At 44.4% G+C, this 24,705-nt stretch carries 20 protein-coding genes and 1 tRNA gene; 3 read left to right on the top strand and 18 right to left on the bottom strand.

Annotated features, from left to right (window positions below; translation table 11 throughout):
* Positions 1–17: 17 nt before the first annotated feature.
* The 6 genes from LAQ65_RS02315 to fucP are packed head-to-tail and all read right to left on the bottom strand — an operon-like array spanning position 18 to position 6,209.
* On the bottom strand, positions 18–1,655 hold the full coding sequence (locus LAQ65_RS02315) for a UxaA family hydrolase (RefSeq protein ID WP_224115318.1): 1,638 nt from the start codon (positions 1,653–1,655) through the stop codon (positions 18–20).
* Positions 1,656–1,664: 9 nt separating this feature from the next.
* On the bottom strand, positions 1,665–2,450 hold the full coding sequence (locus tag LAQ65_RS02310) for an L-fucose dehydrogenase (protein ID WP_224115317.1): 786 nt from the start codon (positions 2,448–2,450) through the stop codon (positions 1,665–1,667).
* Between the two features lie 9 nt (positions 2,451–2,459).
* Positions 2,460–3,290: an amidohydrolase family protein gene (locus tag LAQ65_RS02305; RefSeq protein ID WP_224115316.1), complete on the bottom strand. Its 831-nt coding sequence runs from the start codon at positions 3,288–3,290 to the stop codon at positions 2,460–2,462.
* Positions 3,277–4,134, bottom strand: a complete 858-nt coding sequence (locus LAQ65_RS02300; protein WP_224115315.1) for a fumarylacetoacetate hydrolase family protein — start codon at positions 4,132–4,134, stop codon at positions 3,277–3,279. Before LAQ65_RS02300 ends, LAQ65_RS02305 begins: the two co-directional genes overlap by 14 nt.
* A 4-nt stretch (positions 4,135–4,138) precedes the next feature.
* Positions 4,139–4,903, bottom strand: a complete 765-nt coding sequence (locus LAQ65_RS02295) for an SDR family NAD(P)-dependent oxidoreductase (protein ID WP_224115314.1) — start codon at positions 4,901–4,903, stop codon at positions 4,139–4,141.
* Between the two features lie 22 nt (positions 4,904–4,925).
* Positions 4,926–6,209 (bottom strand): L-fucose:H+ symporter permease, encoded by a 1,284-nt coding sequence (gene fucP / locus LAQ65_RS02290; protein ID WP_224115313.1) that lies wholly within the window; start codon positions 6,207–6,209, stop codon positions 4,926–4,928.
* Positions 6,210–6,456: 247 nt separating this feature from the next.
* On the opposite strand from fucP, the gene LAQ65_RS02285 reads away from it, so the two are divergent.
* A tRNA-Ser gene (locus LAQ65_RS02285) sits at positions 6,457–6,544 on the top strand.
* Between the two features lie 674 nt (positions 6,545–7,218).
* Here LAQ65_RS02285 and LAQ65_RS02280 read toward each other — a convergent pair.
* From LAQ65_RS02280 to LAQ65_RS02235, 10 genes are all read right to left on the bottom strand, one after another.
* Positions 7,219–8,901: an apiosidase-like domain-containing protein gene (locus LAQ65_RS02280; protein ID WP_224115312.1), complete on the bottom strand. Its 1,683-nt coding sequence runs from the start codon at positions 8,899–8,901 to the stop codon at positions 7,219–7,221.
* A gap of 34 nt (positions 8,902–8,935) precedes the next feature.
* Positions 8,936–10,903, bottom strand: a complete 1,968-nt coding sequence (locus tag LAQ65_RS02275) for a glycoside hydrolase family 172 protein (RefSeq protein ID WP_224115311.1) — start codon at positions 10,901–10,903, stop codon at positions 8,936–8,938.
* A gap of 97 nt (positions 10,904–11,000) precedes the next feature.
* Positions 11,001–12,311: a RagB/SusD family nutrient uptake outer membrane protein gene (locus LAQ65_RS02270; RefSeq protein WP_224115310.1), complete on the bottom strand. Its 1,311-nt coding sequence runs from the start codon at positions 12,309–12,311 to the stop codon at positions 11,001–11,003.
* Between the two features lie 17 nt (positions 12,312–12,328).
* Complete coding sequence (locus LAQ65_RS02265; protein ID WP_224115309.1) at positions 12,329–15,268, bottom strand: SusC/RagA family TonB-linked outer membrane protein; 2,940 nt, start codon at positions 15,266–15,268, stop codon at positions 12,329–12,331.
* A gap of 39 nt (positions 15,269–15,307) precedes the next feature.
* Complete coding sequence (locus LAQ65_RS02260) at positions 15,308–15,880, bottom strand: carboxymuconolactone decarboxylase family protein (RefSeq protein ID WP_224115308.1); 573 nt, start codon at positions 15,878–15,880, stop codon at positions 15,308–15,310.
* A 10-nt stretch (positions 15,881–15,890) separates the two neighbouring features.
* Positions 15,891–16,442, bottom strand: a complete 552-nt coding sequence (locus LAQ65_RS02255; RefSeq protein WP_224115307.1) for a carboxymuconolactone decarboxylase family protein — start codon at positions 16,440–16,442, stop codon at positions 15,891–15,893.
* A 24-nt stretch (positions 16,443–16,466) separates the two neighbouring features.
* On the bottom strand, positions 16,467–17,009 hold the full coding sequence (locus LAQ65_RS02250) for a carboxymuconolactone decarboxylase family protein (protein WP_224115306.1): 543 nt from the start codon (positions 17,007–17,009) through the stop codon (positions 16,467–16,469).
* A gap of 8 nt (positions 17,010–17,017) precedes the next feature.
* Positions 17,018–18,283: an MFS transporter gene (locus tag LAQ65_RS02245; protein WP_224115305.1), complete on the bottom strand. Its 1,266-nt coding sequence runs from the start codon at positions 18,281–18,283 to the stop codon at positions 17,018–17,020.
* A complete protein-coding gene (locus LAQ65_RS02240; protein WP_224115304.1) occupies positions 18,280–18,846 on the bottom strand; it encodes a carboxymuconolactone decarboxylase family protein in 567 nt (188 codons plus the stop codon). Before LAQ65_RS02240 ends, LAQ65_RS02245 begins: the two co-directional genes overlap by 4 nt.
* Before the next feature lie 153 nt (positions 18,847–18,999).
* Positions 19,000–19,557 (bottom strand): hypothetical protein, encoded by a 558-nt coding sequence (locus LAQ65_RS02235; protein WP_224115303.1) that lies wholly within the window; start codon positions 19,555–19,557, stop codon positions 19,000–19,002.
* Positions 19,558–19,687: 130 nt separating this feature from the next.
* On the opposite strand from LAQ65_RS02235, the gene LAQ65_RS02230 reads away from it, so the two are divergent.
* Positions 19,688–22,231, top strand: coding sequence for a TonB-dependent receptor domain-containing protein (locus tag LAQ65_RS02230; RefSeq protein WP_224115302.1), 2,544 nt, complete (start codon positions 19,688–19,690; stop codon positions 22,229–22,231).
* 24 nt (positions 22,232–22,255) lie between these two features.
* Here the strand turns inward: LAQ65_RS02230 and LAQ65_RS02225 are convergent, their stop codons facing one another.
* Complete coding sequence (locus tag LAQ65_RS02225) at positions 22,256–22,747, bottom strand: cold-shock protein (protein WP_224115301.1); 492 nt, start codon at positions 22,745–22,747, stop codon at positions 22,256–22,258.
* Between the two features lie 141 nt (positions 22,748–22,888).
* Between LAQ65_RS02225 and LAQ65_RS02220 the strand changes: the two genes are divergently transcribed.
* Complete coding sequence (locus LAQ65_RS02220) at positions 22,889–23,884, top strand: Gfo/Idh/MocA family protein (RefSeq protein WP_224115300.1); 996 nt, start codon at positions 22,889–22,891, stop codon at positions 23,882–23,884.
* On the opposite strand, the gene LAQ65_RS02215 is transcribed toward LAQ65_RS02220, so the two are convergent.
* On the bottom strand, positions 23,877–24,698 hold the full coding sequence (locus LAQ65_RS02215) for an aminotransferase class IV (RefSeq protein WP_224115299.1): 822 nt from the start codon (positions 24,696–24,698) through the stop codon (positions 23,877–23,879). The two genes, LAQ65_RS02220 and LAQ65_RS02215, sit on opposite strands and share 8 nt — an antisense overlap.
* Positions 24,699–24,705: the final 7 nt, after the last annotated feature.

Raw genomic sequence — 24,705 nt, 5'->3', positions numbered from 1 at the left:
AATGATCAATTTACGGATTAAAGGCTTACCCCTCTTTTCCAGGGGATAAAATCATCCTGGTTCAACTGAACTGCCTTTGGTATCACTTTGCCACTGGCTGCCAGTATACAGTATTCCAATATTTCCTCGCCCATTTCGGCAATTGTTTTTTCTCCCGTAATGATCGGCCCCGTATCAATATCAATAATATCGGGCATCCTTTTGGCCAGGGTTGTATTTGTAGCCAGTTTAATAGTTGGACAAACCGGGTTTCCGGTTGGCGTTCCCAAACCTGTTGTAAACAAAATCAGGGTAGCCCCTGCTGCAGCCTTACCTGTAGTGGCCTCCACATCATTGCCAGGTGTACAAACCAGGCTAAGACCGGGTTTGGTAGCTTGTTCTGTATAGTCCAGCACATCAACAACCGGGGAATGCCCCCCTTTCTTCGCAGCTCCCGCACTTTTGATAGCATCAGTAATTAATCCATCCCTGATATTTCCCGGAGATGGATTCATATCAAATCCGGATCCAACCAAATGGGCCTGTGCATCATAAGATTGCATCAGGTGCATGAATTTCCTGGCTGTAGCTTCATTCACACTACGATCGATCAATTCCTGCTCAGCACCACACAATTCCGGAAATTCTGCCAGAAGTACCTTTGCGCCTAAAGCGACAAGCAGGTCAGAACAATAACCAACAGCCGGGTTAGCGGAAATACCGCTAAATCCATCGCTGCCACCACATTTAACCCCAACACAAAGTTTGTCCAGAGTTGCCGGTTTCCTTTCCTGCTGGTTGATCATTTGCAAACCTTCAAAAGTTTTCCTGATCGCAGTTGTAATCAATTCCGGTTCGCTAACCGATTGTTGCTGCTCAAAAACAAATAATGGCTTGTCAAATGCCGGGTTTTGAATACGGATTTCATCCACCAGGTCTTTGGTCTGCAGGTGCTGGCAACCCAGGCTCAGTAAGGTTATACCACCAACATTTGGATGGTTGGCATAGGCCGCCAATAATTTACCGAGTATTGCAGAATCCTGCCGTATCCCTCCGCATCCACCGTCGTGGTTCAGGAATTTGATACCATCAACGTTTTTAAACAGGCGATGCTGGCTGGAGGTATCCGGAGACAATGAAACCGAATCCAGTTTATCGCCATTCCTGATAGCATCGGCCAATTGTTTGGTATATCGTTTATACTTATCTGTTACACCATAACCCAATTCATTTACAAGTGCTTCCTTAATAACATCAAGGTTCCTGTTTTCGCAAAAAACGGTAGGTATAAATAACCAGTAATTGGCAGTTCCTACCCTGCCATCATTGCGATAATAACCTAAGAAATCCCGGTTTTTGAACCGGCTGGTATCTGGTGGTGTCCAGCTATATTTTACCCCATGGTAATCATATGGTTCTGCGGCGTGTTTAAGGTTAGCTGTGGTAATACATCCGCCGCGTGGGATATCGGCCTGCGCCCTGCCTACCAATACCCCGTACATAAACACGGGGTCGCCGGTTTTTAATGGTGTAATAGCAAGTTTATGCTTTGCAGGAATGTTATCAATTAATTCTATCTGGTCCCCTTCCCAGGGTATCAATTCACCTTTGTGGAGATTTGTCAATGCAACAAGAACATTGTCTTTTGGGTTAATCTGTAATATCTTTATGTTCATGGTAAGGTTTTACGACTTAATTACTCTGTCGAGATGCACATAGCCACCATCTACATGGATCAATTGCCCGGTTGTGTGGCTGGAACGGCCGGACAATAAAAAGACAGCCATATTCGCAATTTCTTCAGCTGTTGTCATCCTGTTTTCAAATGGAATACTCGCATTGATCTGCTCCAGCTTTTCTGCCGGGTTGGGTAATGAATTTATCCAGCTGGCATAAAGTGGCGTCCAGCATTCAGCAACTACAATTGCATTTACCCTGATGCCGTACTTTAATAATTCCACCGCCCATTCGCGGGTTAAGGCATTACGGCCACCATTACTCGCAGCATATGCTGAGGTATTACCCTGGCCGGTCTCTGCAGTCTTAGAAGTGATATTGACAATCGCACCCTTTGATTTTTTCAGGGCGGGTAAAGCATATTTTGCCATAAGGTAATAGTGAACCAGGTTACGGTGCAGTGAGGCAATGAATCCTTGATAATCGCCCGATTCCAGGCCTATACCATCATTTACACCTGCATTGTTCACCAATCCGTCAATCTGGCCAAACTGCTGCATTACGGTATCCACTGCTATCCGGGAAGCTTCGGGATCGGTCAGTTCGGCTACAACCTGCGCAGCTTTCAGTCCCTGCTTATGGAGGGCATTCACCAGGTTCAGGTTGTCGGCTTCACGCCGGCCAACAATTACAGGGATTGCACCCTCTGCTGCCAGCAGGCGCACAATTCCTTCCCCAATTCCTTTGGCACCACCTGTAACGATGATCACTTTATCCTGTAGTTCGAGGTTCATATAATGTTTTTATAGTTTATAAAAAATGGTGGCATTCCCGCCATAGAATTTGTCTTTTTCTGAAGCAGTAAATGAGGAAAAGTACTGGTCAGTTAATCCTTTTACCCGCTGGTAATTACCTGCTACCCTGCATACCGGCCAGTCAGAACCAAATACCAGCCGGTCCACGCCAAATGTTTCTACCACAACATCCAGGTAAGGAAAAATATCATCTGCTTTCCAGGTCTCCCAGTTAGCTTCAGTGATTATTCCGGATACCTTGCAATACACATTGTCACAGGATTTAAAAGCACTGATATCCCTTTTCCAATCTGAAATTTCACCCTTCTTAATATAGGGTTTCGCAAGATGGTCAATAATAAAAGGCTGATCAGGGAAATTCCGGCATAACGTTAAAGAATAAGTGAGTTGATCGGGGTAGATCAAAATATCATAAGTAAACCCGAACTTCCTTAACAAAGAAATTCCTTTAAGAAAAGCCGGAGTTAACATAAATGCCCGGTCTGCTTCGCCCTGCAAAACATGCCTGAATCCCCTGATCTTTTCAAACTGTTTAAAATACTGCAGTCTTTCTTCTATGCCACCAGAGCAGAGGTCAACCCATCCCACCACGCCTTTAATAAAATCGTTTTGGCGGGATAATTCAAGCAGGAATTCGGTTTCATTTTCACTTTGATCGGCCTGGACAGCGATTGTCCCCGATATTCCCGCGGCAACCAGTTCCGGCAGCAGGTCTTCCGGCATAAAATCACGCCTGATTAAATGCATATCCTCATTAATCCAGGCATCACGCACCGGATCAAATTTCCAGAAATGCTGGTGTGCATCAATCCTGGCCATATGCTTTACACTTTTGCATGGAAGTTCCCAGTCCGTCAATGCCCAGTTCGATCACGTCGCCTGGTTTCAGGTAAACAGGCGGATCAAAGCCAAGACCAACGCCTGCGGGTGTTCCTGTTGAAATGATATCACCGGGCAACAAGGTCATGAACTGGCTGGTATAAGAAATTAAAAAAGGAATATTGAAAATCAGGTTACTGGTTGATCCGTCCTGCATCTTTTTACCATTAACAGAAAGCCACAAACGAAGTTGGTGTACGTCGGCAATTTCATCGGGAGTACCCAGGTATGGACCAAGCGGGGCAAAGGTATCACAACCCTTACCCTTATCCCAGGTGCCGCCTCTTTCCAGTTGGAAAGCCCGCTCACTCACATCATTGTGCAGGCAGTAGCCGGCTACATGTTCCATAGCATTTGCCTCTGTAACATAGCTGGCGGTTTTACCAATAACAACTGCCAGTTCAACTTCCCAGTCCGTTTTTTCAGAGCCACGGGGGATAACCACATCATCAAAAGGGCCGCAGACAGCTGTTGTTGCTTTCATGAATATAATGGGCTCGGTAGGCGGTTTGGCATTTGTCTCGCGTGCATGGTCAATATAATTCAGCCCGATGCAAATGATCTTTGATGGCCTGCCAACCGGCGCCCCCAGGCGGCTTCCGGCCGGAATAAGCGGTAACTGGTTTTCATACCTGCCCAGCATCCATTGCAGGTGCGCAATCCCGCCATTGGCAAAAAAACTTTCATTATAATCCTGGATAAAACCGGATACATCATAATATTTATCGCCAATGCATATGCCGGGCTTTTCCTTTCCCGATTCGCCAAATCTGATCAGTTTCATGTTATCAGGTATTTAATTTTACAAATCCCCCGTCAATAGGGTAATCATTTCCGGTAATAAATGCAGCTTCGTCTGAGCAGAGGTATAATAGTAAAGTCGCTATTTCTTCCGGTTTTCCCATACGGCCAATAGGCTGTGATGCCGATAACTTCTCAAACATTTCCTCTTCCTTCCCAGGGTAATTTTTTGCCAGGAAGCCATCAACAAACGGGGTATGCACCCTTGCTGGAGAAATACAGTTAACCCTTATATTGTCTTTCAGGTAATCGCGGGCTGCTGAAATGGTCATTGCATAAACAGCTCCTTTAGTCATGGAATACGCAAAGCGGTCAGGCAGACCAACCATGGATGCTATTGAGCTCATATTCAGGATAACGCCCCCGCCCTGTTGCTGCATCATCGGAATGGCAGCAAACATGCAATTGTATACGCCTTTAACATTTACATTGAACAACCGGTCCAGGTCTTTTTCTGAAGTGGTGGTAACCTTGCCGATATGGGCTATTCCGGCATTGTTCACCAATACGTCAACACGACCGATTTGCTGGAATACACCCAGTATTTTTTGCTGGTCGCTAACATCACACAAATGGATAAACGCTTTCCCGCCCAGCCCTTTAATTTCTGCTTCAAGGGAATCCCAGCCGGTTTCCTGTAATTCGATTACATGAACAATTGCGCCCTGCCTGGCAAATGCAATTGTAGCGGCCCGGCCAATGCCACTTGCACCCCCGGTTATAACAACAATCTTATCCTGGTAATTAAACATAATTTTTAGTTTTCAGCATTAATTAATGCGCAGCGCTTACCACTACAGTAATATCCTGTTTTGATTGCGACCAGGCGAACCAGCCTACAACCACAAAACACAACAGGGGTACGATGTAAGCCAGTTGTATATTTCCACCTGTCAAATCTGAAACCTGTCCCATGATCAGCGGGAAAAATGCACCGCCAACAATTGACATAACCAACAATGAAGATGCCATTCGGCCTGCATGGCCAAGGCCATTTATGCCCAGGGCAAAGATGGTCGGGAACATGATGGACATGAAAAATGGCGTTGCCATTATACAAAACACGGCTGCTGGCCCACTTATAATAGTACCTGCAATAAGAAGGATTGCGCTGATCAGGGAATAGGCAAGCAACAATCTTGCAGGACGGATATATTTCATCAGGAAGGTCCCTGTAAAACGCCCTACCATAAATCCAACCATAGCAATTGATCCCCACCAGTATGCCGCATCTTTTTCAGGCAGGTCCATCACATAGCGGGAAAACCGGATAAAGAAACTTCCCACGCAAACCTGGGCCCCGATATAAAAGAATTGTGCAATTACCGCATTGCGAACCTGGCGATTCTTCATTATAGCCAGTGAGAATTTTTCGTCTTCAGGTTTTAATTCAGTTGTGGCTTCTTCCCCTTCCGGCAATTTTACAATATAAAAAATGACTACCAGTAAAAAGACAAGTGCACCGATAATCAGGTAAGGCATTTTAATAGTATCAGCCTCGGTTTGCAGGTAGGCATTCAGGGTGCCGCTGGACTGCATCTGGTTGAGTTCATTTTTTGAATGTTCAATGCCCGACAATATAAATTTACCGCCAATGATAGGTGCAACAAATGCGCCAACACCATTAAAGGATTGTGCAAAATTCAGTCTTTGCGTAGCGGTACTGGGGTCTCCAAGTTTTGTGATATAAGGGTTTGCAACAGTTTCCAGGAATGTGGCGCCGGCTGCAATAACAAAAAGGGCAAATAAGAAAAAGGTATAACTGCGGGTCGCTGCTGCCGGGTAAAAAAGCAATGCCCCCGCACCGTATAAGATAAGGCCGAATAAAAGGCCTTTTTTAAAGCCATATTTATTCATGAACCAACCTGCAGGCAGGGCAATGGCGAAATATCCCATATACACAGAGAAATCAATCAGGGCAGACTGGGTATCACTTAACTGGCAGGCTTTCTTCAGGTGTGGAATTAAAATGGGATTGATATTATGCAGGAAAGCCCAAAGGAAAAACAATGACGTAACCAGTATAAAGGGTAATAAGTATTTGTTGGAACGGGGCATGCAAGGTTTATTTAATGAGAATGAATTGGTGCTGTAAATTAAAGATAGCGGTAATGGGCAACAACGCGAATAGTGTCAAATTATCCAAATTAATTAACATGCCATCAAAAAATAATCTCCATCAAAAAATGATCATTTTGCCCCAAAACCCTTTACTGGTAATAATTACATGATTTTAGCATGGTGATTTCCGGGGTCAGTTAAAAAAAAATTTTGGCAGCAATTTCCAAACCCTAATTTTGCGCCCGGAGAGATGGCAGAGCGGTCGAATGCGGCGGTCTTGAAAACCGTTGACTGTTACAGGTCCGGGGGTTCGAATCCCTCTCTCTCCGCCATATTTAAGCGCAAACTCAATTCAGCAAGGGTTTGCGCTTTTTTATTTATTGATTTTTGCAATATGTGCCGATTTAAATCTTGCAATGGCATTGATAATACAGCCAGCCAGCGCAGGAAAAGCCAGGTTATAAGCGGTTTCCCCATGTCGCCCTTTTTCCATTTACGATCAGGTTGTCTGTGATTTTTGCCATAACATTGAATTTCTTCGGTTTAAATGAAAATGGTTTAGCCCTTTGTCACCGCCGCCAAAAGAAGCCCCCCTGGCGGGTCACATCTCCCGTTTCAGCTTAAGTGATGCTTCTTCAGCAATAACTGACAACTCAAAAATAATCAGCAGTGAAACCCGGTTCCAATATTTGGGACGGGCTGTATTTAAAACAGGGACCAGGTATACGCAATTCTGGGCTGAATTGAATTTTAGGGGGGAGTAAAAGAGGTGGGTACAAATGATAATCCATGTGCCAACCATGTGCCAACCATGTGCTATCCTGCGTAAAATAGCCTGTTTTAGCATGCTTGGCACATGCTTGACACATGGTTGACACATGGTTGACACATGGTTGGCACATGGTTGGCACATGGTTGACGCATGGTTGGCACATGGATGGCACATGGTTTCTAAACCCTGACCAATTTGTTCGCTTATACGTATGACCCCTGCTTAATGCCATATTCATAAAGTACTTTTCCTGGGTGCTGCCTGTTTTCCTTTTCTCAAAGTAAGCACCCAATCCTGCTTGCCCGCTGGTGATGCGGAACTAACCATCCCGGCATGATCAGTAGTAATGGTAAAATCCCTGAGCTTTTTTCCGGCAATAGGGTCAAACCAGCAGGCCGTATATTTGGTATCGGCAAGGGGTAGCCGAAGTTTTATGGTACCTGGCGCAAGTATGTATGCCAATGCCGTTTCTTCCCCCGCAACGGCATACATGGAAATATCTTTTCCCGACCATCCTACTATCCATTCCGGCCGTGGTTCAAACCTGTTCCACCCGGGAAGTGATTCGATCAGCCTGCGGCCAGCACCGACCTGGGCCGATCCGGGAAGGTCCATCGCTTTATTCCAGGGTGTTGTGCCCCAATTATTTCCACCGGGAGAATTACCGTAGGGTTTATCACGACCATTGACCTGCCATATTCCATTTGCTCCATAAGTATGGCCTGCCAGTCCTGAGTTGATGGTGTGTGCCCAGAACGCCTGCCGGGCAGCAGCGGCAGGAAGGGGAAGTGGAATTTCAAGTGCTTCGTATCTTGCTTCGCCACTCAATACAGGCATTACCGGCTGGGTCTTCCAGCCTTCCAGGGCCAATGCCGCATGCTCTGCCGCAACAGACCCATGTCCGCTCTGATGCATGTCAAAATCCAGCAATGCAGGATCGTTTACAGAGGCCCGGGCGGTCCTGCTTGGGTGGGTCGTAATCAACCTGTGGAATGGGTCTGTTTCCCGCATATACTGTATGACTTTTGTCCATTCATTTTTCTGGTACACTTCATCTGCTGCAGCATTCTTTGAGAGGTAAAAAGGCATGGTAATTTCACCGGCGGCACACCAAACCACAGGTAAAGCACCCCAGCGGGCAATCAGGTAACGCCAATGCTTTTTCATTTTTTCAGTGCCCAGCCAGGGCAAATGATAACCCCATGCCCCTACAATACAGGGAACCAGTCCGGTCTCGGCTAAATATATGATCCGCTTATCTGCAGTATTGAAATATTCAGGACGGATCGCGGTATATGCTGTATCCCAGGGAAACCCGGCTTCATTTGCGCCCCTTTCGTCAAAGGCAGGCATATCGGGATATAACCCGGCAACAATCTGGATAACATTAAATCCCTTTTCCAGGCGATTGCCTGCAAGCAACTTTACATCTTCCGGCCACTGTAACCGTTTTGTCAAACCCATCCACCAGGTATCGCCTAACCAGAAAAATGGTTTGCCATCTGCATAGGCAAAATGGCGTTTATCATCAGCGATCTTAATCGGGCCATGCTGGTAAAGCAGGTTCTTTCCAGTATACCCGCCTACTATCACTTTTCCTTCTACGCCCTGCAGGCCTTTGTCACCTGTTTCGGAACAGACTGTCCGGAAACTATGCTCACCCAAAACAGGTGATGCATAGCGCAGTTTCCAGGTATTACCGCCTGCCCAGAAACCGGGGACCCTTAGTTCTTTACCTTGCGGATCTGTAAATATTGCATCCAGTATAACCTGGTTGAACGGGTCGGAATAGTTACGTGTAGCCGTTAGCGTTATCTCTGCCATTTTATTGGCTGCTGTTTTTATAACCGGATCTTTTTCGTTAGCCGCAACAAATAGTGCCGCAAAGCAAAAAGCGATGGTAATGCTGTGTTTCATTTGATCCTATAATTTGTGGTAATTATGGTTGCGGTTAATGGTAATGGTTCCGGATTAACACCATCCTGCAGAGGATAAATTTATCCCGCTGCGGACTGGTCCTGAACCGGAAACTAAGGGAATGGTTGAGTTCGCTTAGCCTGACCCGCGCCATTTTTCGCATATCAATTTTAGTGGGTTGGGAGGACCATGCATCAGTCCACTCAGTCAGCTGCGTTTGCCGCTGCCATAAGGAAAATTGTGCAGATCCGCTTGTGGTCCGGTAATCCAGGTAAACATCATATTCCCCGAATGGGATATCCTGCAGGGACATTTTCAGGATAGTTTCGTTTCCTACCGTATAGTACATGGTCTTAGCAGGGGTGCCGTCCCATTTCGCTTCAGCAGCCAGGCTTTCATCCATGGCAGTCAGAGTCAGTTGCGGGTATATCTCCAGCGTATCAGGCACATATATGTCCGTGTTATGGTTCGCAGGCAATTCCCGCTGCGCGTTATTGCCGCTGCAATAATAATAGCTCACAGAAGTATAATCTGCGGGAACCTGGTTATGCTCAGGGCCATGTTCTATCGTATGCACAAAACTGCTAGTAAATGAAATTTTATCGCCAAGGAAGAACCGGTAGCCGCCTGTGCGTGCAAGTGGAATAGAGTAATCCAGCGCGCCCGACAAGGGCAAACTCATTCCATCATCCCAGCAATCGAGCAGCGCATACCAGCCACCGTTAAAAAAATCTTCAGAGCCGGTGCCATGCATCCGAAGCTCACCATCTACAACAGTGGAGTCATCACCTTCGAAGAAACTGGTAATACCGGGATTTAATCCCTGGGCCTGCAGGTTAACGCCAACAAAATGCCCCTTCCCTTTTGCCTGCAGCATAGTGAAAGGCTTTCCCGGAGTCACCGGGTTTTCGCGGTTCCAGTTGGCATAAAACTTTCCCTCCCTTAATGCATCCCGTTTTTTCGTACTGGTATAGAACCTGCCCATGATCTTTACTTCAGACAGTTCATTCAGCACCTTCGTCTTCCTGTAGATCAATTCAATTTTTGCAGAACGGTCATAAGGCATGGGAAAAAGGGAATAGAATAATCTACCATCCGACCCTGCCAGTAAACCCTGCAAGGAAGCTTTCCCGAATGCATAACCGAAATAATCGGCCAACGGACAATATACTGCCGGATGGGGATCGCCATCCCAGGTGATTTTCAGGTCAATGTTCCTGGCGATGGTATCCAATGGTGCGGAGCTCAGCAACTCAAAACCAGCAAGCCGGCCGGGTTGCACAGACTGGAACAATATGGCTGAATTTCCGGGCCTCAACGTAATAGTTTGCTGGTGTTCCGATACTGAATTGTCACCATAGAAATCCTTAACGCTGCGCTTATCCCGGTTCCAGGTCTTCTGCACTTGCTGCAAGGCTGTTTTTTCGGGCTGGTCTAATGTTACCGAAAAACTTTTAACTGCTGTAGATGGTGGGTATAAACGGTACCCAACCTGGTGGAAGCGGGTCATTTTTCCACGGAACACTATTTTACAGGACCTGCTGAAAGGGATGGGCAGGTAACAATAATAGCCACCCAGCTGATTAGCGCATAGAGGAGCAACAAAGGGAAAGACCTTGCCCGTGAACAAATCAAGATACCTTATAGAAAATGTCTTCTTCAATGGATCGTCAATATAAAAATCAAGTGTATCATCAGTTGGGGTTGGCGTCCAAATCCGGTTAATCACGCCCGGGCCTTTCTGGTCAAAGATCACAAGGCTGCTGTCGGCATTCCGCCTTATATAGGAATAGGTTCCTTCAAAGCCATCATTGTTTCCGCCGGTCCGGTCATAAGTGGATGTTTCGGCTGAATATGTACCTTCTTCATAAACCGGCAGTGTGCTTATGTCATAGAGTTGGTGCAGGAAAAATGCAAGGTCCAGGGGCTGGCGGCTATTACCCGGCTTTTGTGCAAGACCGGCAAAACTGGTGAGCAGCAGCAAACAAAGTACACCCTTCATGATGAAATTGATTTGTAGTTAATACGGGAAGGCAATGACCAATTTACATTAAAAAAAGAGATCCCCTGTAATCAGGGGATCTGCTTTTCAATTTATCTTACTGCTCTGTATTGGGTATCGGAAACTCACTCCAAATATCATCTTCCGGCCTGTCAATTGGCAGTGTTGATAACAGGTCATACCTGCGCATATCAATCCAGCGATGGCCTTCAAAAAATAAGGAATAGCGACGCTGTTTCAGCATTTCAGTGACCAGGTCCGACTGAGTAACAGCACCAGAGTAAACTCCAAGGTTGTGTTTGGTGCGGATCTTATTTAATGCAGAAACAGCATTGTTAAGTCCTGCACCACCCAATTGAATATTCGCTTCAGCATAAATCAGGATCAATTCTTCATTCCTGATTATGGGAACTGGTGCTGTACTTGAAGTGTATACCCAAACATCCCTGTCGCTGGTAAGTCCACTGCTGGAAGTGGGCGCAGTCCTCATTGAAGCTTTCCCGATCCTGTCATCACTGGCTTCAATCTCAGTTGCATAGCTTGGATGCGCAAGCCTTACTTCACCTGCCTGGTTTTGCGGGAAAAAAGCAGAATTCAACTGGTCCCCTGAACCAGTACCGAATACATCATAGACGCCAGTATTAAAGTCACCATCTAATGAATAAAATGATCCTTCCAATGCGGAAAGAGCAGCTGACCATTGCTTACGGTAAACAGCCACCCTTGCCGCCAGGGCACGGTTAAATTTGGCAAGCCCTGCAGCATCCTTAAACCCTTCAAACCCATCGGATAAGGGGAAATCAACCTGCGCACTGGCAAGTTCAGTATTTGCTTCATCCAGGAGCGTTGCGATTGCTGTAAGTGCATCTGTTTCATTTAATATGGGTCCAAGGTTTTTCGGATCGGCCACATCAACCCGGATACCATTTTTGCTGGTCAGGTTCAAAACAAGCAATAATTGGTAAGCCTTTATTGTTTTGGCAAATCCGCTATAGCCTTTCTTTTCAGCTTCAGAAATATAAGTACTATTTGCTGCGGCTTCTTCGAGGACATTACAGTTTTTCACAACACGGTACCGGCTGGACCAAACATTGGTAATATAAAAACCGGAATTACTCAGGGTTGAATTACCACCACCAAGTAAATCGGTTACATAACGCGGATCAGCACCTGAAAATCGATACATTTCACGACCTAGTACGCCGATATCATCGAGATACAAACCAAGATTATTCCGCATGGCAGACTCTGTGCCACTTACCAGGTTATTCAACTGGTCAATTGATGCATTATCCAGGTAATCTTCAACAGTGGGACTATTCAGGTTACCGTACTCTTTCTTACAGGATGCGAAAGAAACAGCCAGTATTAATAGAAAGAGAAAATTTATATTGATCAACTTTTTCATAAAATTCTTTTAGTTATTTAGAAATCAACAGAAATGTGGAAAGCGGCGTGTTTTGAGGCCGGGAATGGATCTACATCCACACCGGTTGAAAATCCGGTACCAAAGTTGGATACTTCAGGATCGTACCCTGCATAGTTGGTTATTGTGATGTAGTTATTCAGGGAAACACCAAGCCTTAATGCTTTCACTAATTTTCCAGGTAGCCTGTTAAAGGAATAATACATGCCAATTTCCCTGAACCGGAGGTAGCCTGAATTCTGGATAAACTCTGTAGCTGTTGATCCTATTTTATGGATACGGTCAACCCCATCAGGAACGCCGTTCTTATTATTATCGCTATCAAAGTCCGCACTGGTACCGCCAAGGTCATTGAGCAGGTTTGTCAGGTTAATATTATCGCCCTTATATTTCCAATGTACCAGGAAACGGAGACTTAGCCTGTTGTTAAAAGTAATTTCATTAAAACTGTTCATTTGGAACCTTGGCTCCTGGTCGCCCCAAACCTTTATCGGAACAGTGTATCCCGGCTCATCGGTAAGTCCGATGATCTGCGTGGCAGACTTGCCCTGTTCAATCTGGAAGGTACCTAAGGCAACGCCGAAAGAACCCAGTTGAACTGGAGGTATAGTCAGTTTGGTTACTTTGGAACGGTTGAACCAGAAATTTACTGTAGTATTCCACCTGATCTTTTTGGTTACTACCGGCTGTGCATTTAACCCGATTTCTATCCCTTCATTGCGAAGGTCACCTGCATTTACCCATTGGTTAGTAAAACCAGAGGATGACGGCAAGGTATTCAGCATCAGGAAGTCATAAACATTCTTGTTGTAATAACTAAACTCCATACTTAAGCGACCTTTGAATATACTGAAATCAAACCCTGCTTCCAATTCGGTTTGCGTTTCAGGTTTTATATTTTTTTCACCCTGTTGTGTACTTACAACAGATCCTGGCAGGCCGGTTATATTTGATATCGGCATTGAAGTAAACTTGCTTCCATATGCCGGGAAATTCCCTGCCTGTCCATAAGCAGCCCTAACCTTGAAGTTTTCAAAAAAACTGCCCTTCCAGAAGTCCATCTTAGTAAGGTTCCATGAAATACCTGCTTTTGGATAAGTATAATACTGGTTGGGATCGCCGTTGTTTGTAGACTTGTCAAATCGCACACCGGCTGTTAAGGTAATCGCATCAATAATACTTGCTTCTTCCTGCATAAAAATCCCGTTATCCTGCACTTTTGTCCTGAATTGTGAGGCCGTCAGAGCTCCGGCCTGGTCAACGTTCGACTGTCCTGCAATAACCTGGGTAGCTACATTCAGCAAATTATTGTAATCCCCGGTTTCCTGGGTAATGCCTGCTGAAGTAGTGAGTGAAAGTTTATCAGATGGTGTATAAGCATTCACTAGTGAAAGGATATAGTTGGTGTTCATGTTCTTGGTGAATCCCTGTATTGATGTTCCCTTATTCACAGTCTGGAACTGCAATGAACTGGGGAATAATGCAGTCGTGACCAGGTTATAAAAATCAAATCCGCCCCTGGCAATAAACCTGGTGGTTGATTTTCCTCCTTTTTGCAAAATGGCATCAAGGTTAAGCCCGGTTACAAACCGGTTTACATTTTCATTATTGGTCATTTTATCCCTTGTTTCAATGGGGTTCGAAGCTGCATACTTATTCCGGGGATACTGACCATTTACGTCCGGATGCAATTCGGTAAAGCTGGGAGTTGACGACAATGCAATTCCATAAGTAACCCCGCTGTTATCATTTCCCGTTAAACCCCTGTCTGAAGAAGAGTTGATATAGTTAGTACTTATACCAATTTTAATATTGTTAGTGATCCGGTGGTCAACATTTAAACGGAAACTATTATTGCCATAACCGGTCCTTGCTATTATACCTTCTTCTTTCTTTGTTGCAGCGGAAAAATAAAAACTTGTCTTATCTGTTCCGCCTGTCATACTAAGTACGCTGTTCCGGGTGAAACCGGTATTTCCATACATTTCTTTTTCATAATTGTAAATTTTCCCGGCAGCAACTGCGGCCTTGTATTCTTCTACATCCCAACCCTGCCCCTGCACTATTGATTCACTCAACGGGCGGGTACCCAGTAGTTTGCGAACTTGTGAATAGCCAAGGTCCTGTGAAAAGCTAACCCTGGTCTTTCCCTGTTTTCCTCTTTTTGTGGTGATGATAATTACACCGGCTGCTGCTTTTGAACCATAGATTGCAGCAGCAGAAGCACCTTTGAGTATCTCAATATTTTCAATATCCTCGCTTCGTAAATCAGCTATCCGGCTTGATGGATTATCCTGGGTTGAAGAATTACCACCGGTAGCGGCACCGGTTACAGCATTTAATCCAGCTGATGTTGCCGTGTTATCCATAAATACACCATCCACAACATACAGTGGTTGTGTATTGCCAAATATAGAAGTGACGCCTCTCAATTTTACGGACAAGCCCCCTCCGGGTGCGCCTGTATTGGCATTGATATAGGCACCGGGAATTTTTCCGTTCAGCGCCGCATCAAAAGTTTGTGCCGGGGCTGTACCCTGCAATTCCTTGCTGGAAATTGTAGCAATAGAGTTGGCCAGGTTTCTTCTTTTCACACTGGTTGCCAAACCTGTTACCACTACCTCTTCCAGTTTAGAAACATCCTCCAGTAATTTAACCTGGATATCGCCAACTGTATTGTCCACTTTTATCGTTTGCGTTTTATAACCGGCAGAACTTACCAGCAGCGTTGTGTTCGGGGGAACGGAGAGACTAAATTTTCCTTCACCATCTGTAATTGTGCCAATATTTGTTTTGGCAATAAACACGCTCACATTTGCAAGTGGAATAGCATTCTGGTCGGTAATCTTTCCTGTAATTGTCCTGTCCTGTGCAAATAACCGGCCAGGCAAAAACAGTATACATAGCAGCCATGCTGCAAACAGTATCAATTTTCTCATCATATCAGTTTTTGTTTGTAATTAATGGTTTGAGGGAACTCAGGTTCCCGGTTGTTTTGTATGAAGAATGTGGTTACCATAGCCGGTTTCCACGATCTGGCGCGCACGCAGTGGATAAGAAGATAAATCGGCCGGAACCCTTGCTGAAAGGCCATCCACATAACGGTTAAACATACAGAATGCAGCAGCAATTAGTACCGTGTCATGTATATCCCTGTCACTTGCACCATTCAGCTTTGCGTAGGCAATATCTGATTTCGTGACAGCCTTTCCGCTTTGCTGGACTTTGCCGGCAAGGTTTAGTAAGGACTTTAATTTATCTGAAATATCTGCATGCTCGTAGTCTGTACGAACCTGGTCTACCAATTCGCGATTACCGTCAAGGTAGATACAGGCAATTTCCCCATGGGATTGATCGCAATAAAAGCAATCATTCAGGTTAGAAACATAAGTACCGATCAGTTCCCTTTCAGCAGGAGTCAATCCAATGGAATCGCGCAACAAGATATTGGCCAGCTCACCCATCGGTGCAGCGGTATCTTCCCGAAAAGCCATTAAGCCCCTTATCCCCGGGAAATTATTGCCCAGGTTAATATGCGGTTCTCTTTCCATAGCAGTTTGTTTATTGGTGGATATCGAAATCAACATAGCCTTCTTCGGCCCGTCGGGCGGCCCGGTTCACGTAGTACATTCTGTCTTCAGGTGCCCAGGTAGCCAACCCGTCAACATACCTGTTAAACATGCAAAATGCAGCAGCAATTAAAACCGTATCATGGATTTCGCGGTCGGTTGCTCCCTTTTGCCTGGCATCATCCACCATTGTTGCTGTTACCTTCTTTCCTCCTTTTTGTACTGCAGCTGCAATTGTTAATAATGATTTCAATTTTTCAGTGATATCAGATGACAGGTAATTTTCTTTCACTGCATCGATAAAGGAAATATCACATTCCAGATAATGTCCTGCGATTGCCCCGTGAATATTCTGGCAAAAGAAGCAATCATTAAGGGAGGACACATAGGTACCGATCAATTCCCTTTCACCACGTGAAAGCGTACTATTATCATTGCGAAGCAGCAGTTCTGCGAGTTCATTTAAAGGTTTTGCAGTTTCAGGCCTGAAAGCCATTGGTCCGCGTATGCCTGGTAAACCTTCTTCAAATTGAATATGTGCCATACTTATTTTATTTAATAAATCGGATTAAGGTTTAGGAATAACATATCCTTTATCTGCCATCCGCTGCCCCATTTCTGCATAGGCAGCCGGATCATCGGGTGTCCAACTGGCCAGCCCGTCAACGTACCGGTTAAACATTGAGAATGCAGCTGCAATTAATACCGTGTCATGGATCTCACGGTCGGTTGCTGCATATTTCCGTGCTAAGGCAATATCTTCTTCATGGACTTCCTTGCCCAGTACCTGTACTTTGCCTGCTATATTCAGCAATGCTTTTATTTTTGGTGAAACGCCTGATTGCTGCATGTCAGCAAGTACATCATCAACAATACTTTTTTCATCCCCATATAAACATCTTGCTGCTGCAGCATGACTGTTCATACAAAACCCGCAGTTATTCCGGAACGAAACATATGCGGCTATTAATTCCCGCTCAGCCGGAGATAAAGTCGAAGGTCCTCTTAATAACACCTGAGCCAATTCATACAATGGTTTACCTGTTTCAGGCCTGAACATAACCAGGCTCCTGATACCAGGCACACCTACTTCAACTTTGATATGTGCCATATGATTTATTATTGAAGGTTAATGGAATTTTCAGCCACTTTGTCTGATAAAACATCCTGGCTCTTTTTTGAAAAAATGGTTACAATTAATCCGACCACGAATACAAGGGAAAAAATAAATAATGAATTACCAAAACCACCTAATGTGGAAACCAACACACCAACAAACAAAACAGCAGTCGCCGTAAAGAGCCTCCCGATGTTAAAACAAAAGCCTGTGGCAGTTCCACGTATGGACACCGGAAATAAATTCGGTATGTACACCGATAGTACGCCCTGGCTGACACCAAAAAACAAAGCCAGGATAATTATTTCCACATAAATTATCGGGGAAAAAACAGCATTCGTTTTAAATAAAAGGAAAGACAAAACAGCGCATACTGAAAAGCATAGGATCATTGACTTCCGAAGTCCGATTGCATTGGTTAACCAGCCAGATAAAAAGCCGCCGGTTAATCCGCCCATACCAAGCATCATCATACTCAGGCCACGCTCTTTCTGGCCATCGCCATTGGTAATAAGGCTTTGTATCCAGGTTGGAAGCCAGGAAAAAATTGCCCATAAGCCAATAAGCATTGCGCCAAATATTACTGATCCTATTACCAGGTCCTTGTTGTAGTGTACTGCAAAAATGCTTTCCCCACCTTGTTTCCGGCCAGTGATTATTCCCTTTTGACTTTCCCATACAGGAGACTCGCGCAAAGCCCAAAAAGAAAGCAGGGATATCCCCACCGGAATAATGCCAATCAAAAAACCCTGGCGCCAGGAGGAAACAAAATAATCAATTACACCTGCAGAAAATATTCCAACGGGGATTGAAATTGTAAGTATCCCGATAAATATTGCCCTGGTTTTTTCCGGCCATACTTCCATCATTAATGTGTTTGTAGTAACCAGTACTGCCCCTAAGCCAAAACCACTGAAAAACCGGCAAAGCACAACGCCCCACCAGGTTTGCATATATCCTGTAAGGATTGTAAAAATGCCATAACTGGCAATTGAAACAATTACACCGGTTTTCCTGCCTGCCTTATCGCTTAAAATTCCGGTTAAAACCCCACCCAAAGCACCGCCGAAAATGAAAATGGCATTTATGTAAGAACTGATATAATTCAGGTCGTCTCCGGAAGTTTTGCCAAGCAGGTCGGTCACTGCAACAGGAAGATAAACACTCATAAGTGTTGAGACCGTTCCTGCAAAAGCAGTCCCAAAAAAGCAGATGGCAAACATCACGCAGTGATAAAGTGTAATTTTTTGCTGGCTTGATGCGGTCATGGTTTATTTTTTAAATGATCATACCCTTGTGGCAAACGATTATACCCGTTGGCCTTTAGCCTTTCGCCCAACCCATTATAAAAAGCAGGATCTGTTGGCGTAACAGTAGAAAGTCCATCTACGTACCTGTTATAAAGGCAAAAGAGAGCAGCAATGAGGACGGTATCGTGAATCTCGAGATCAGTTGCACCTTTTTCTTTTGCATTTTGTATCAAATCGGCAGTAACATTTTTACCACTTTGCTGGACCTGTGCTGCAATGTTTAGCAAGGCCTTAAGTTTTTCACTTACAGGGGCAGAATTAATATCCTGCTTTAACATAGCTGACGTAGTTTCTTCCCCGAGTAAAACATTGGCAGCAGCGGTATGTGCTGTAGTACAAAATGTACATTCATTACGATAAGAGACTAATGTAGCAATCAACTCCCTTTCCCCTTCGGTTAGAGAAGACGGTCCACGAAGCAGGATTTGTGTAAGTTCGCGGATTGGTGCGGCTGTATCTTTCCGGTACTCCAATAATCCTGTAATACCGGGCAGATGCTCTTCTAATGGTATAAAAGGCATAACAATTCTTATTACTTAAATAAAATTCAATCCGCCAGGACATAAATGCATGGCCAGGATATCATAGCAGTTCATTTTGTTATGATAAGACAGCACATGATTTTCCCTGACTGATTTTCAGGTGGAAATCAAGATGCAACAAATAAAGATTGATCAGGCCTTTGGAGGTTGGAAACAGGAGTTTGCATACCAGTATGGTAATGCACAGTTTAAAGATGGAAATTTCAGGTCTATATTACTTTCCTGAAGAGATAAGCAATAGTCGTTACCATCCAGGTTATATTCCTGCCCGAATGATTTCTGGATAGAGTTAACCGGAGCATGGGATTTTTTTTCCGGACCGTGATTTGTTACGCCATTGATCGAATTGAAATAATCATTTTTCGCGTATCCCAAATTGGTCTTTTCCCGGTTGGGGATACACATTAAGTACAAGGTATCATTATACAATTTCCGTTTCACGTAATTATAATGAACACCATTAATTTCCAGTTCCCCGTTATAGCGCTCATATTCTTTCCAGTTTGTAGAATACGGTAAAGAATAGGCAACTTTCACTTCTACAAGTTCAGAATCATTATACTCACCGTTATCTAATTGCGAAATGACTTTTTCCGAAGCGGAATGCTGCAAAATGGCAAAAAATACAGGATAGCCAGCTAGATTAAAACAATGAATTATCAGCAATAATATGGCTATCGTTTTTTTCAACGCAGTTGTTTAGTTGCCCTAATATATTGTTTTATTATTAAACAAAAACAATAAGTGTCAAAATCCATTTTAATATTTCTTTAAGACTTAGGAAAGGAATTGTTAATTATTTATAGCCTTTTTTTGCGCCATGCTTCTGATTAAACGCTTTTTCGTCCGCACTACAACCAGAATTTTACTGCTTAACCTGGTTTTAATCTCATATTCTATTTCGGTTTCCGCCCAGCAAGCCCCTGCTGAACGGCTGAAAATAACGGGCAAGGTCATTGACCAGAAAACAGGTAAGGGCCTTGAGTCAGCTACCATCAAAATAACGCGCATACAACAGGACAGCACCCATTCTGCAGACAGTTCAGGCCGTTTCACTATAACAGACAAGCAGGGTGGTTTCGCCATCAATAGCGCCCAGGCCAATGCCTTTCACCTGACCATTACAGCCGTTGGTTTTGAAAAATTGGAAAAAAACCTTCTCATAAATGAAGCGGTAAATGAATTTAATGCAGGGAAATTCGAACTTGTCAGTAGTTCAACAAACCTGGAAAATGTGGTAGTAACCGCTAAAAAGCCTGTGATGGTTTTAGGTGTTGACCGCCGTACTTATAACGCAGATGGTTTAATAACGAGTAAAGGCGGCAATGCGGTGGATGTGATGAAAAACATCCCGTCGCTTTCTGTTGGCATTAACGGAGTTATTGAAATGCGGAACAGCACACCGCAGATACTGGTGGATGGCCGGCCAACTATCCTTACGCTGGAACAAATCCCAGCAGATGATATAGATAAAGTGGAAGTTATCACTAACCCTTCGTCCAAATACGATGCTGGCAGCACCGGCGGCATTATTAATATCATACTCAAGAAAAACAGGCAAAACGGGTTAAACGGTGTATTTAATATCGGGGCCGGTTCACCCCAATTGTTTAACAGCAACCTTAGCCTGAACCTGAGGCAGGGTAAGGTAAATGTCTTTGCCAGCGGGAACTATAACAGTTCCGGTGGTGTTACCGAAGAAATGGCATACCGGGAAAACAGGTCAGCCGGAGTAGCTACAGATTATTTTAACCAGGAGACTTCCACCGACCGGCAACGGAAATTCAGTTCTATCCGATTTGGTGCGGATTATTTTATCAATCCGCATAATACCCTTACTTTCTCGCAGGGATTTGTCAGCGGGCGGTTCAATAATACGCAAAACCAGCAACAGGTATATCTTGATAAAAACCAAGCCATATCGAATACAGGTACACGTTATAACCTTGAGAATGATTATTTTAACCGCTCCAGCACACAATTAAATTACCGGCGTACTTACAAAAAAACCGGAAAGGAATGGACCGCTGACATCACGTATAATAGCGGGAATAATGGCGGTGACGGCATTATCAATAACCAGCTATTCGAGCCGGATGGCCAGCCCTCAGGGCCGGTAAACCATGTTGCAGGCCAGGGCAGTGGTTCCGGCAGGCAATTCACTTTCCAGACAGATTATGAAAACCAGATCAATGAAAAAAGCAAAATTGAATTAGGAGCCCGCAGTTACCACAATAATTCCACCAACAAACTGGATGTTTACTCTATGGGCAACACGGGTGAAATAAAATTACCGCTCAGCAATAATTACCGGTTTACAGAAATGGTGAATGCGGTTTACAGTAATTACTCCAATGTTATCGGTAAATTAAAATACCAGGGAGGTATACGAATTGAACAATCTACTTTCAAAGGGGAATTACCAGACAGTTCTGAATCATTCGGGTACGATTATCCTTCTGGCGGCAAAGATCTCTGGAATGCCTTTTTCCCAAGCCTTTACCTGACTTACCCGATTACTGAGGGAAATGATATCCAGCTCAATTTTTCCCGACGGATCAGGCGGCCAAATTTCTGGGAAATCAATCCTTATGTGGATATCAGCGACCCCATGAATATCCGGAAAGGTAACCCTGAGTTACAACCTGAATTCACCAACTCGTTTGAGCTGAATTATAACCGTCAATATAAAACCGGTAGTGTATTGGTTTCACTTTATTACCACAATAATACAGCAGATATTACTACGTACAGTGATACCATCAGCCAGGCAGAGCTTACCAACCTGAACAATGCAGCGATTTCACCAAATGCGATAATGTCAACTTTTATCAATGCCGACAGGACGAACAGGACTGGTATGGAAATTACCTGGCGGCAGAAATTTGGAGATAATATGGATATAACGCCCAGTTTCGGGGCACAATATCGCGATGTGAAAGCAACGGTAAATGGCCTTAATCTCAGCAATTACGGGTTGAACTGGAATTCGAAACTTATGGTCAATTACAAAATAGTAACCCCAAAACAAAAGCTGACGAACAATATTTCTTTCCAGTTATCGGGCCGGTATGAGTCACCCCGGGTAATGCCACAGGGCTCGCAGAAAGAAAGGTATAGTATGGATTTTGCTGCTCGTAAAGACTTCCTGAAAAAGAAAGCAGGAACTCTGACCTTTAGTATCAACGATGTCCTGAATTCCTGGAAATATGGCAGTATTACAGATACTGAAAATTTCTACCAGGATGCTTACCAAAGGTGGAATGTGAGGAGTTTCCGCCTCACCTTCAGTTATCGCTTCGGTAACCACGACCTGGACTTATTCAAACGTAAGGAGACCAACACGGATGAAGACAGGGGATAAACTTCCCTTGTCTTCAGGATGGCATCAAACTGCCTTTTTTACATTGGTAGCACTTGGGCCCTTGGGTCCCATCTGAACTTCAAAATTCACTTTATCATTTTCGCCAATCCGCTCGGTGAGTTGGTTCACATGGACAAAAACACTTTCCTGGGTTTGCGAGTCCTTAATAAAACCGAAACCCTTACCCTCGTTAAAGAAAGTTACTGTACCTGTACGGATTAAATCCTCAGGCTCACCGGGCACCTGTTTTGGAACCCCGATCTGCATTTCTTCCACCTTAAAAGTTTTCATGCGCCGCGGATCTGGTGGCGTTGAAGAAATATTTCCGTTCTCGTCAATATACGCCATCATTTCTTCCAAAGATTTGCCCTTCTTGGCATTTGCTTTGCGTTCCTCCATTTTCTCTGCTTTATCCTGCCGCTGCTTGTTGCGCTTCTTTTCTTTTTCCTTTTTACCAAAGGTCTCCTGCGATTTAGCCATCGTTATCCTGAATTGATTTAGGTACAAAGGTCGCATTTTACAGTCAGATTATCTGAAATATGAATTTTTTTATCGGGAAGAGCCCTGGAAACCCAATCGCCAACCATTTTGGTCTGCAAATTCCTTTTTGCAGCTTATATTCAGGCAATAAAAGCAATAACGAAAAGATCAATTGGCATGAACGAACCAAAAAACATCAGGTGGGGTATAATAGGTGCAGGTAAGATCGCCCGCGCTTTTGTTAATGATTTCCCATATATAAAGAATGCGAGCCTGGTGGCTATTGCAGCAAGGGACAAGAATAAAGCGGAAAATTTTGCCAGGGAATATAATATCCCGCTTTTTATGGACTATGAAGAAATGTATACCAGCCCGCAGGTTGATGCCGTGTATATAGCTACAACGCATAACTTCCACATTGAGCAGGCCTTAAAATGTATTCAGCATGGCAAAGCTGTTTTATGTGAAAAGCCGATCACGGTTAATATACGTGAGTTTAACCTTCTCGCGGCAGCTGCCAGGGAGCATAAGGTCTTTTTGATGGAGGCCCTTTGGACCTGCTTCATACCTGCCATAAAAATAGCCAGGCAATGGTTGGATGCGGGCAGGATCGGGCCGCTAAAAGTGATCCAGGCGGACTTCTCTTTCCCATTTGAAAAAAATTATGAAAGCAGGGTGTATAATCCTGCCCTCGCCGGAGGGTCATTACTCGACATCGGTATCTATCCTATTTCGATGGCATCTTATTTCACCAATAGCAAACCCACTGGCATTAAAGCAACCGCAGTGCTTGCCCATACAGGCGTTGATGAGAGTGCCTTTATTTTGATGGAGTATGCGGGAATAACCGCGATGCTGGCCAGTTCTAACGTTACCCGGATGAACAATACCCTTTATCTTTTTGGGGAAGAAGGAACTATTGAAGTTCCAGAATACTGGAAAGCCACGAAAGCTAACCTTTACGACAGGGACAAAAATCTAATTGACAGCTATTTTGATGAACGTACATCACGCGGATTTAATTTTGAAATGCAGGAAGCAACAGACTGTATCCTGGCCGGGAAACTGGAAAGTGATATCGTACCGTTGTCATTGAGCAGGGAATGGCAGGAAACAATGATGGAAGTCCGCCGCCAGGTCAATGTCCATTACCCGATGGACGATATTACCTGAATACTTCCTGCAACAAAGCTTCGCTAAGCAAATTTGTAATTTCACCGGGCTGGCCATTGGCAATAGTCCGGCCATTAACAGACAGGACGGGGGTTACATGCCGGCTTGTACTGGTAATAAATGCTTCCTTCGCACTGTAAATATCGTCCGGCCATATATCCTTTTCCGCAATTTTAAATCCTTTTGCAGCAAGCGCCAGGATTTTGTTCCGGGTTACACCGGCCAGTACCTGGTGCCTGGTAGTCTGGATTTCCCCTGAATCATTCACAATAAAGAAGTTAGCCCTTGGGCATTCTGTTACAATATGGCCTGATTCATATAAAACATCATCGGCATTATTCTCTTTAATAAACGGTTGCAGCCAGATTGCCATCAGGTAATCGATGGTTTTCACTTCGGGTAACTGCCTTTGAAAAGGATAGGTGACCAACCTGATTCCGGGAGGTAAAACCCTGCTGAGTTGCAGCGGATGCTGGGTAATAATGCAATTGGGTGTGGCAAGCGCATAACCATCATGTGAATACCCACCAGTAATGGTTATACGAATCCCTGATTGCGGCATTTGATTTTTCGCTAATAAAACAGTTATCTGCTCCACCAGGGTTTTTCTGGAATAGCCGGCCGCCAGCCGCATCTTTTCGGCAGATGACTGCAACCTGTTAAGATGGGCTTCAAGAAAAACCGGTTCACCGCCAACAACTTTAAAGAAGTCAAAAATGCCATAGCCTCTCTGGATACTTAAATCATTAAGTTGCAGTGAAGCATCAGCCATTGTGTGCAGCTCACCATTTATCCAACAAAATCCTGCTTTCATTCTTTCA

The organism is Flavihumibacter profundi (assembly GCF_020076305.1).
Taxonomy (GTDB): Bacteria; Bacteroidota; Bacteroidia; order Chitinophagales; family Chitinophagaceae; genus Flavihumibacter; species Flavihumibacter profundi.
The sequence above is the reverse complement of the archived record's forward strand: the minus strand, read 5'-3'. Positions and strand labels throughout refer to the sequence as shown.

Bases quoted from the DNA above. Each gene is read 5' to 3' on its own strand.
- LAQ65_RS02315 (WP_224115318.1), bottom strand. From the start codon at position 1,655: ATGAACATAAAGATATTACAGATTAACCCAAAAGACAATGTTCTTGTT.
- LAQ65_RS02310 (WP_224115317.1), bottom strand. From the start codon at position 2,450: ATGAACCTCGAACTACAGGATAAAGTGATCATCGTTACAGGTGGTGCC.
- LAQ65_RS02305 (WP_224115316.1), bottom strand. From the start codon at position 3,290: ATGGCCAGGATTGATGCACACCAGCATTTCTGGAAATTTGATCCGGTG.
- LAQ65_RS02300 (WP_224115315.1), bottom strand. From the start codon at position 4,134: ATGAAACTGATCAGATTTGGCGAATCGGGAAAGGAAAAGCCCGGCATA.
- LAQ65_RS02295 (WP_224115314.1), bottom strand. From the start codon at position 4,903: ATGTTTAATTACCAGGATAAGATTGTTGTTATAACCGGGGGTGCAAGT.
- fucP (WP_224115313.1), bottom strand. From the start codon at position 6,209: ATGCCCCGTTCCAACAAATACTTATTACCCTTTATACTGGTTACGTCA.
- LAQ65_RS02280 (WP_224115312.1), bottom strand. From the start codon at position 8,901: ATGAAACACAGCATTACCATCGCTTTTTGCTTTGCGGCACTATTTGTT.
- LAQ65_RS02275 (WP_224115311.1), bottom strand. From the start codon at position 10,903: ATGAAGGGTGTACTTTGTTTGCTGCTGCTCACCAGTTTTGCCGGTCTT.
- LAQ65_RS02270 (WP_224115310.1), bottom strand. From the start codon at position 12,311: ATGAAAAAGTTGATCAATATAAATTTTCTCTTTCTATTAATACTGGCT.
- LAQ65_RS02265 (WP_224115309.1), bottom strand. From the start codon at position 15,268: ATGAGAAAATTGATACTGTTTGCAGCATGGCTGCTATGTATACTGTTT.
- LAQ65_RS02260 (WP_224115308.1), bottom strand. From the start codon at position 15,880: ATGGAAAGAGAACCGCATATTAACCTGGGCAATAATTTCCCGGGGATA.
- LAQ65_RS02255 (WP_224115307.1), bottom strand. From the start codon at position 16,442: ATGGCACATATTCAATTTGAAGAAGGTTTACCAGGCATACGCGGACCA.
- LAQ65_RS02250 (WP_224115306.1), bottom strand. From the start codon at position 17,009: ATGGCACATATCAAAGTTGAAGTAGGTGTGCCTGGTATCAGGAGCCTG.
- LAQ65_RS02245 (WP_224115305.1), bottom strand. From the start codon at position 18,283: ATGACCGCATCAAGCCAGCAAAAAATTACACTTTATCACTGCGTGATG.
- LAQ65_RS02240 (WP_224115304.1), bottom strand. From the start codon at position 18,846: ATGCCTTTTATACCATTAGAAGAGCATCTGCCCGGTATTACAGGATTA.
- LAQ65_RS02230 (WP_224115302.1), top strand. From the start codon at position 19,688: ATGCTTCTGATTAAACGCTTTTTCGTCCGCACTACAACCAGAATTTTA.
- LAQ65_RS02225 (WP_224115301.1), bottom strand. From the start codon at position 22,747: ATGCGACCTTTGTACCTAAATCAATTCAGGATAACGATGGCTAAATCG.
- LAQ65_RS02220 (WP_224115300.1), top strand. From the start codon at position 22,889: ATGAACGAACCAAAAAACATCAGGTGGGGTATAATAGGTGCAGGTAAG.
- LAQ65_RS02215 (WP_224115299.1), bottom strand. From the start codon at position 24,698: ATGAAAGCAGGATTTTGTTGGATAAATGGTGAGCTGCACACAATGGCT.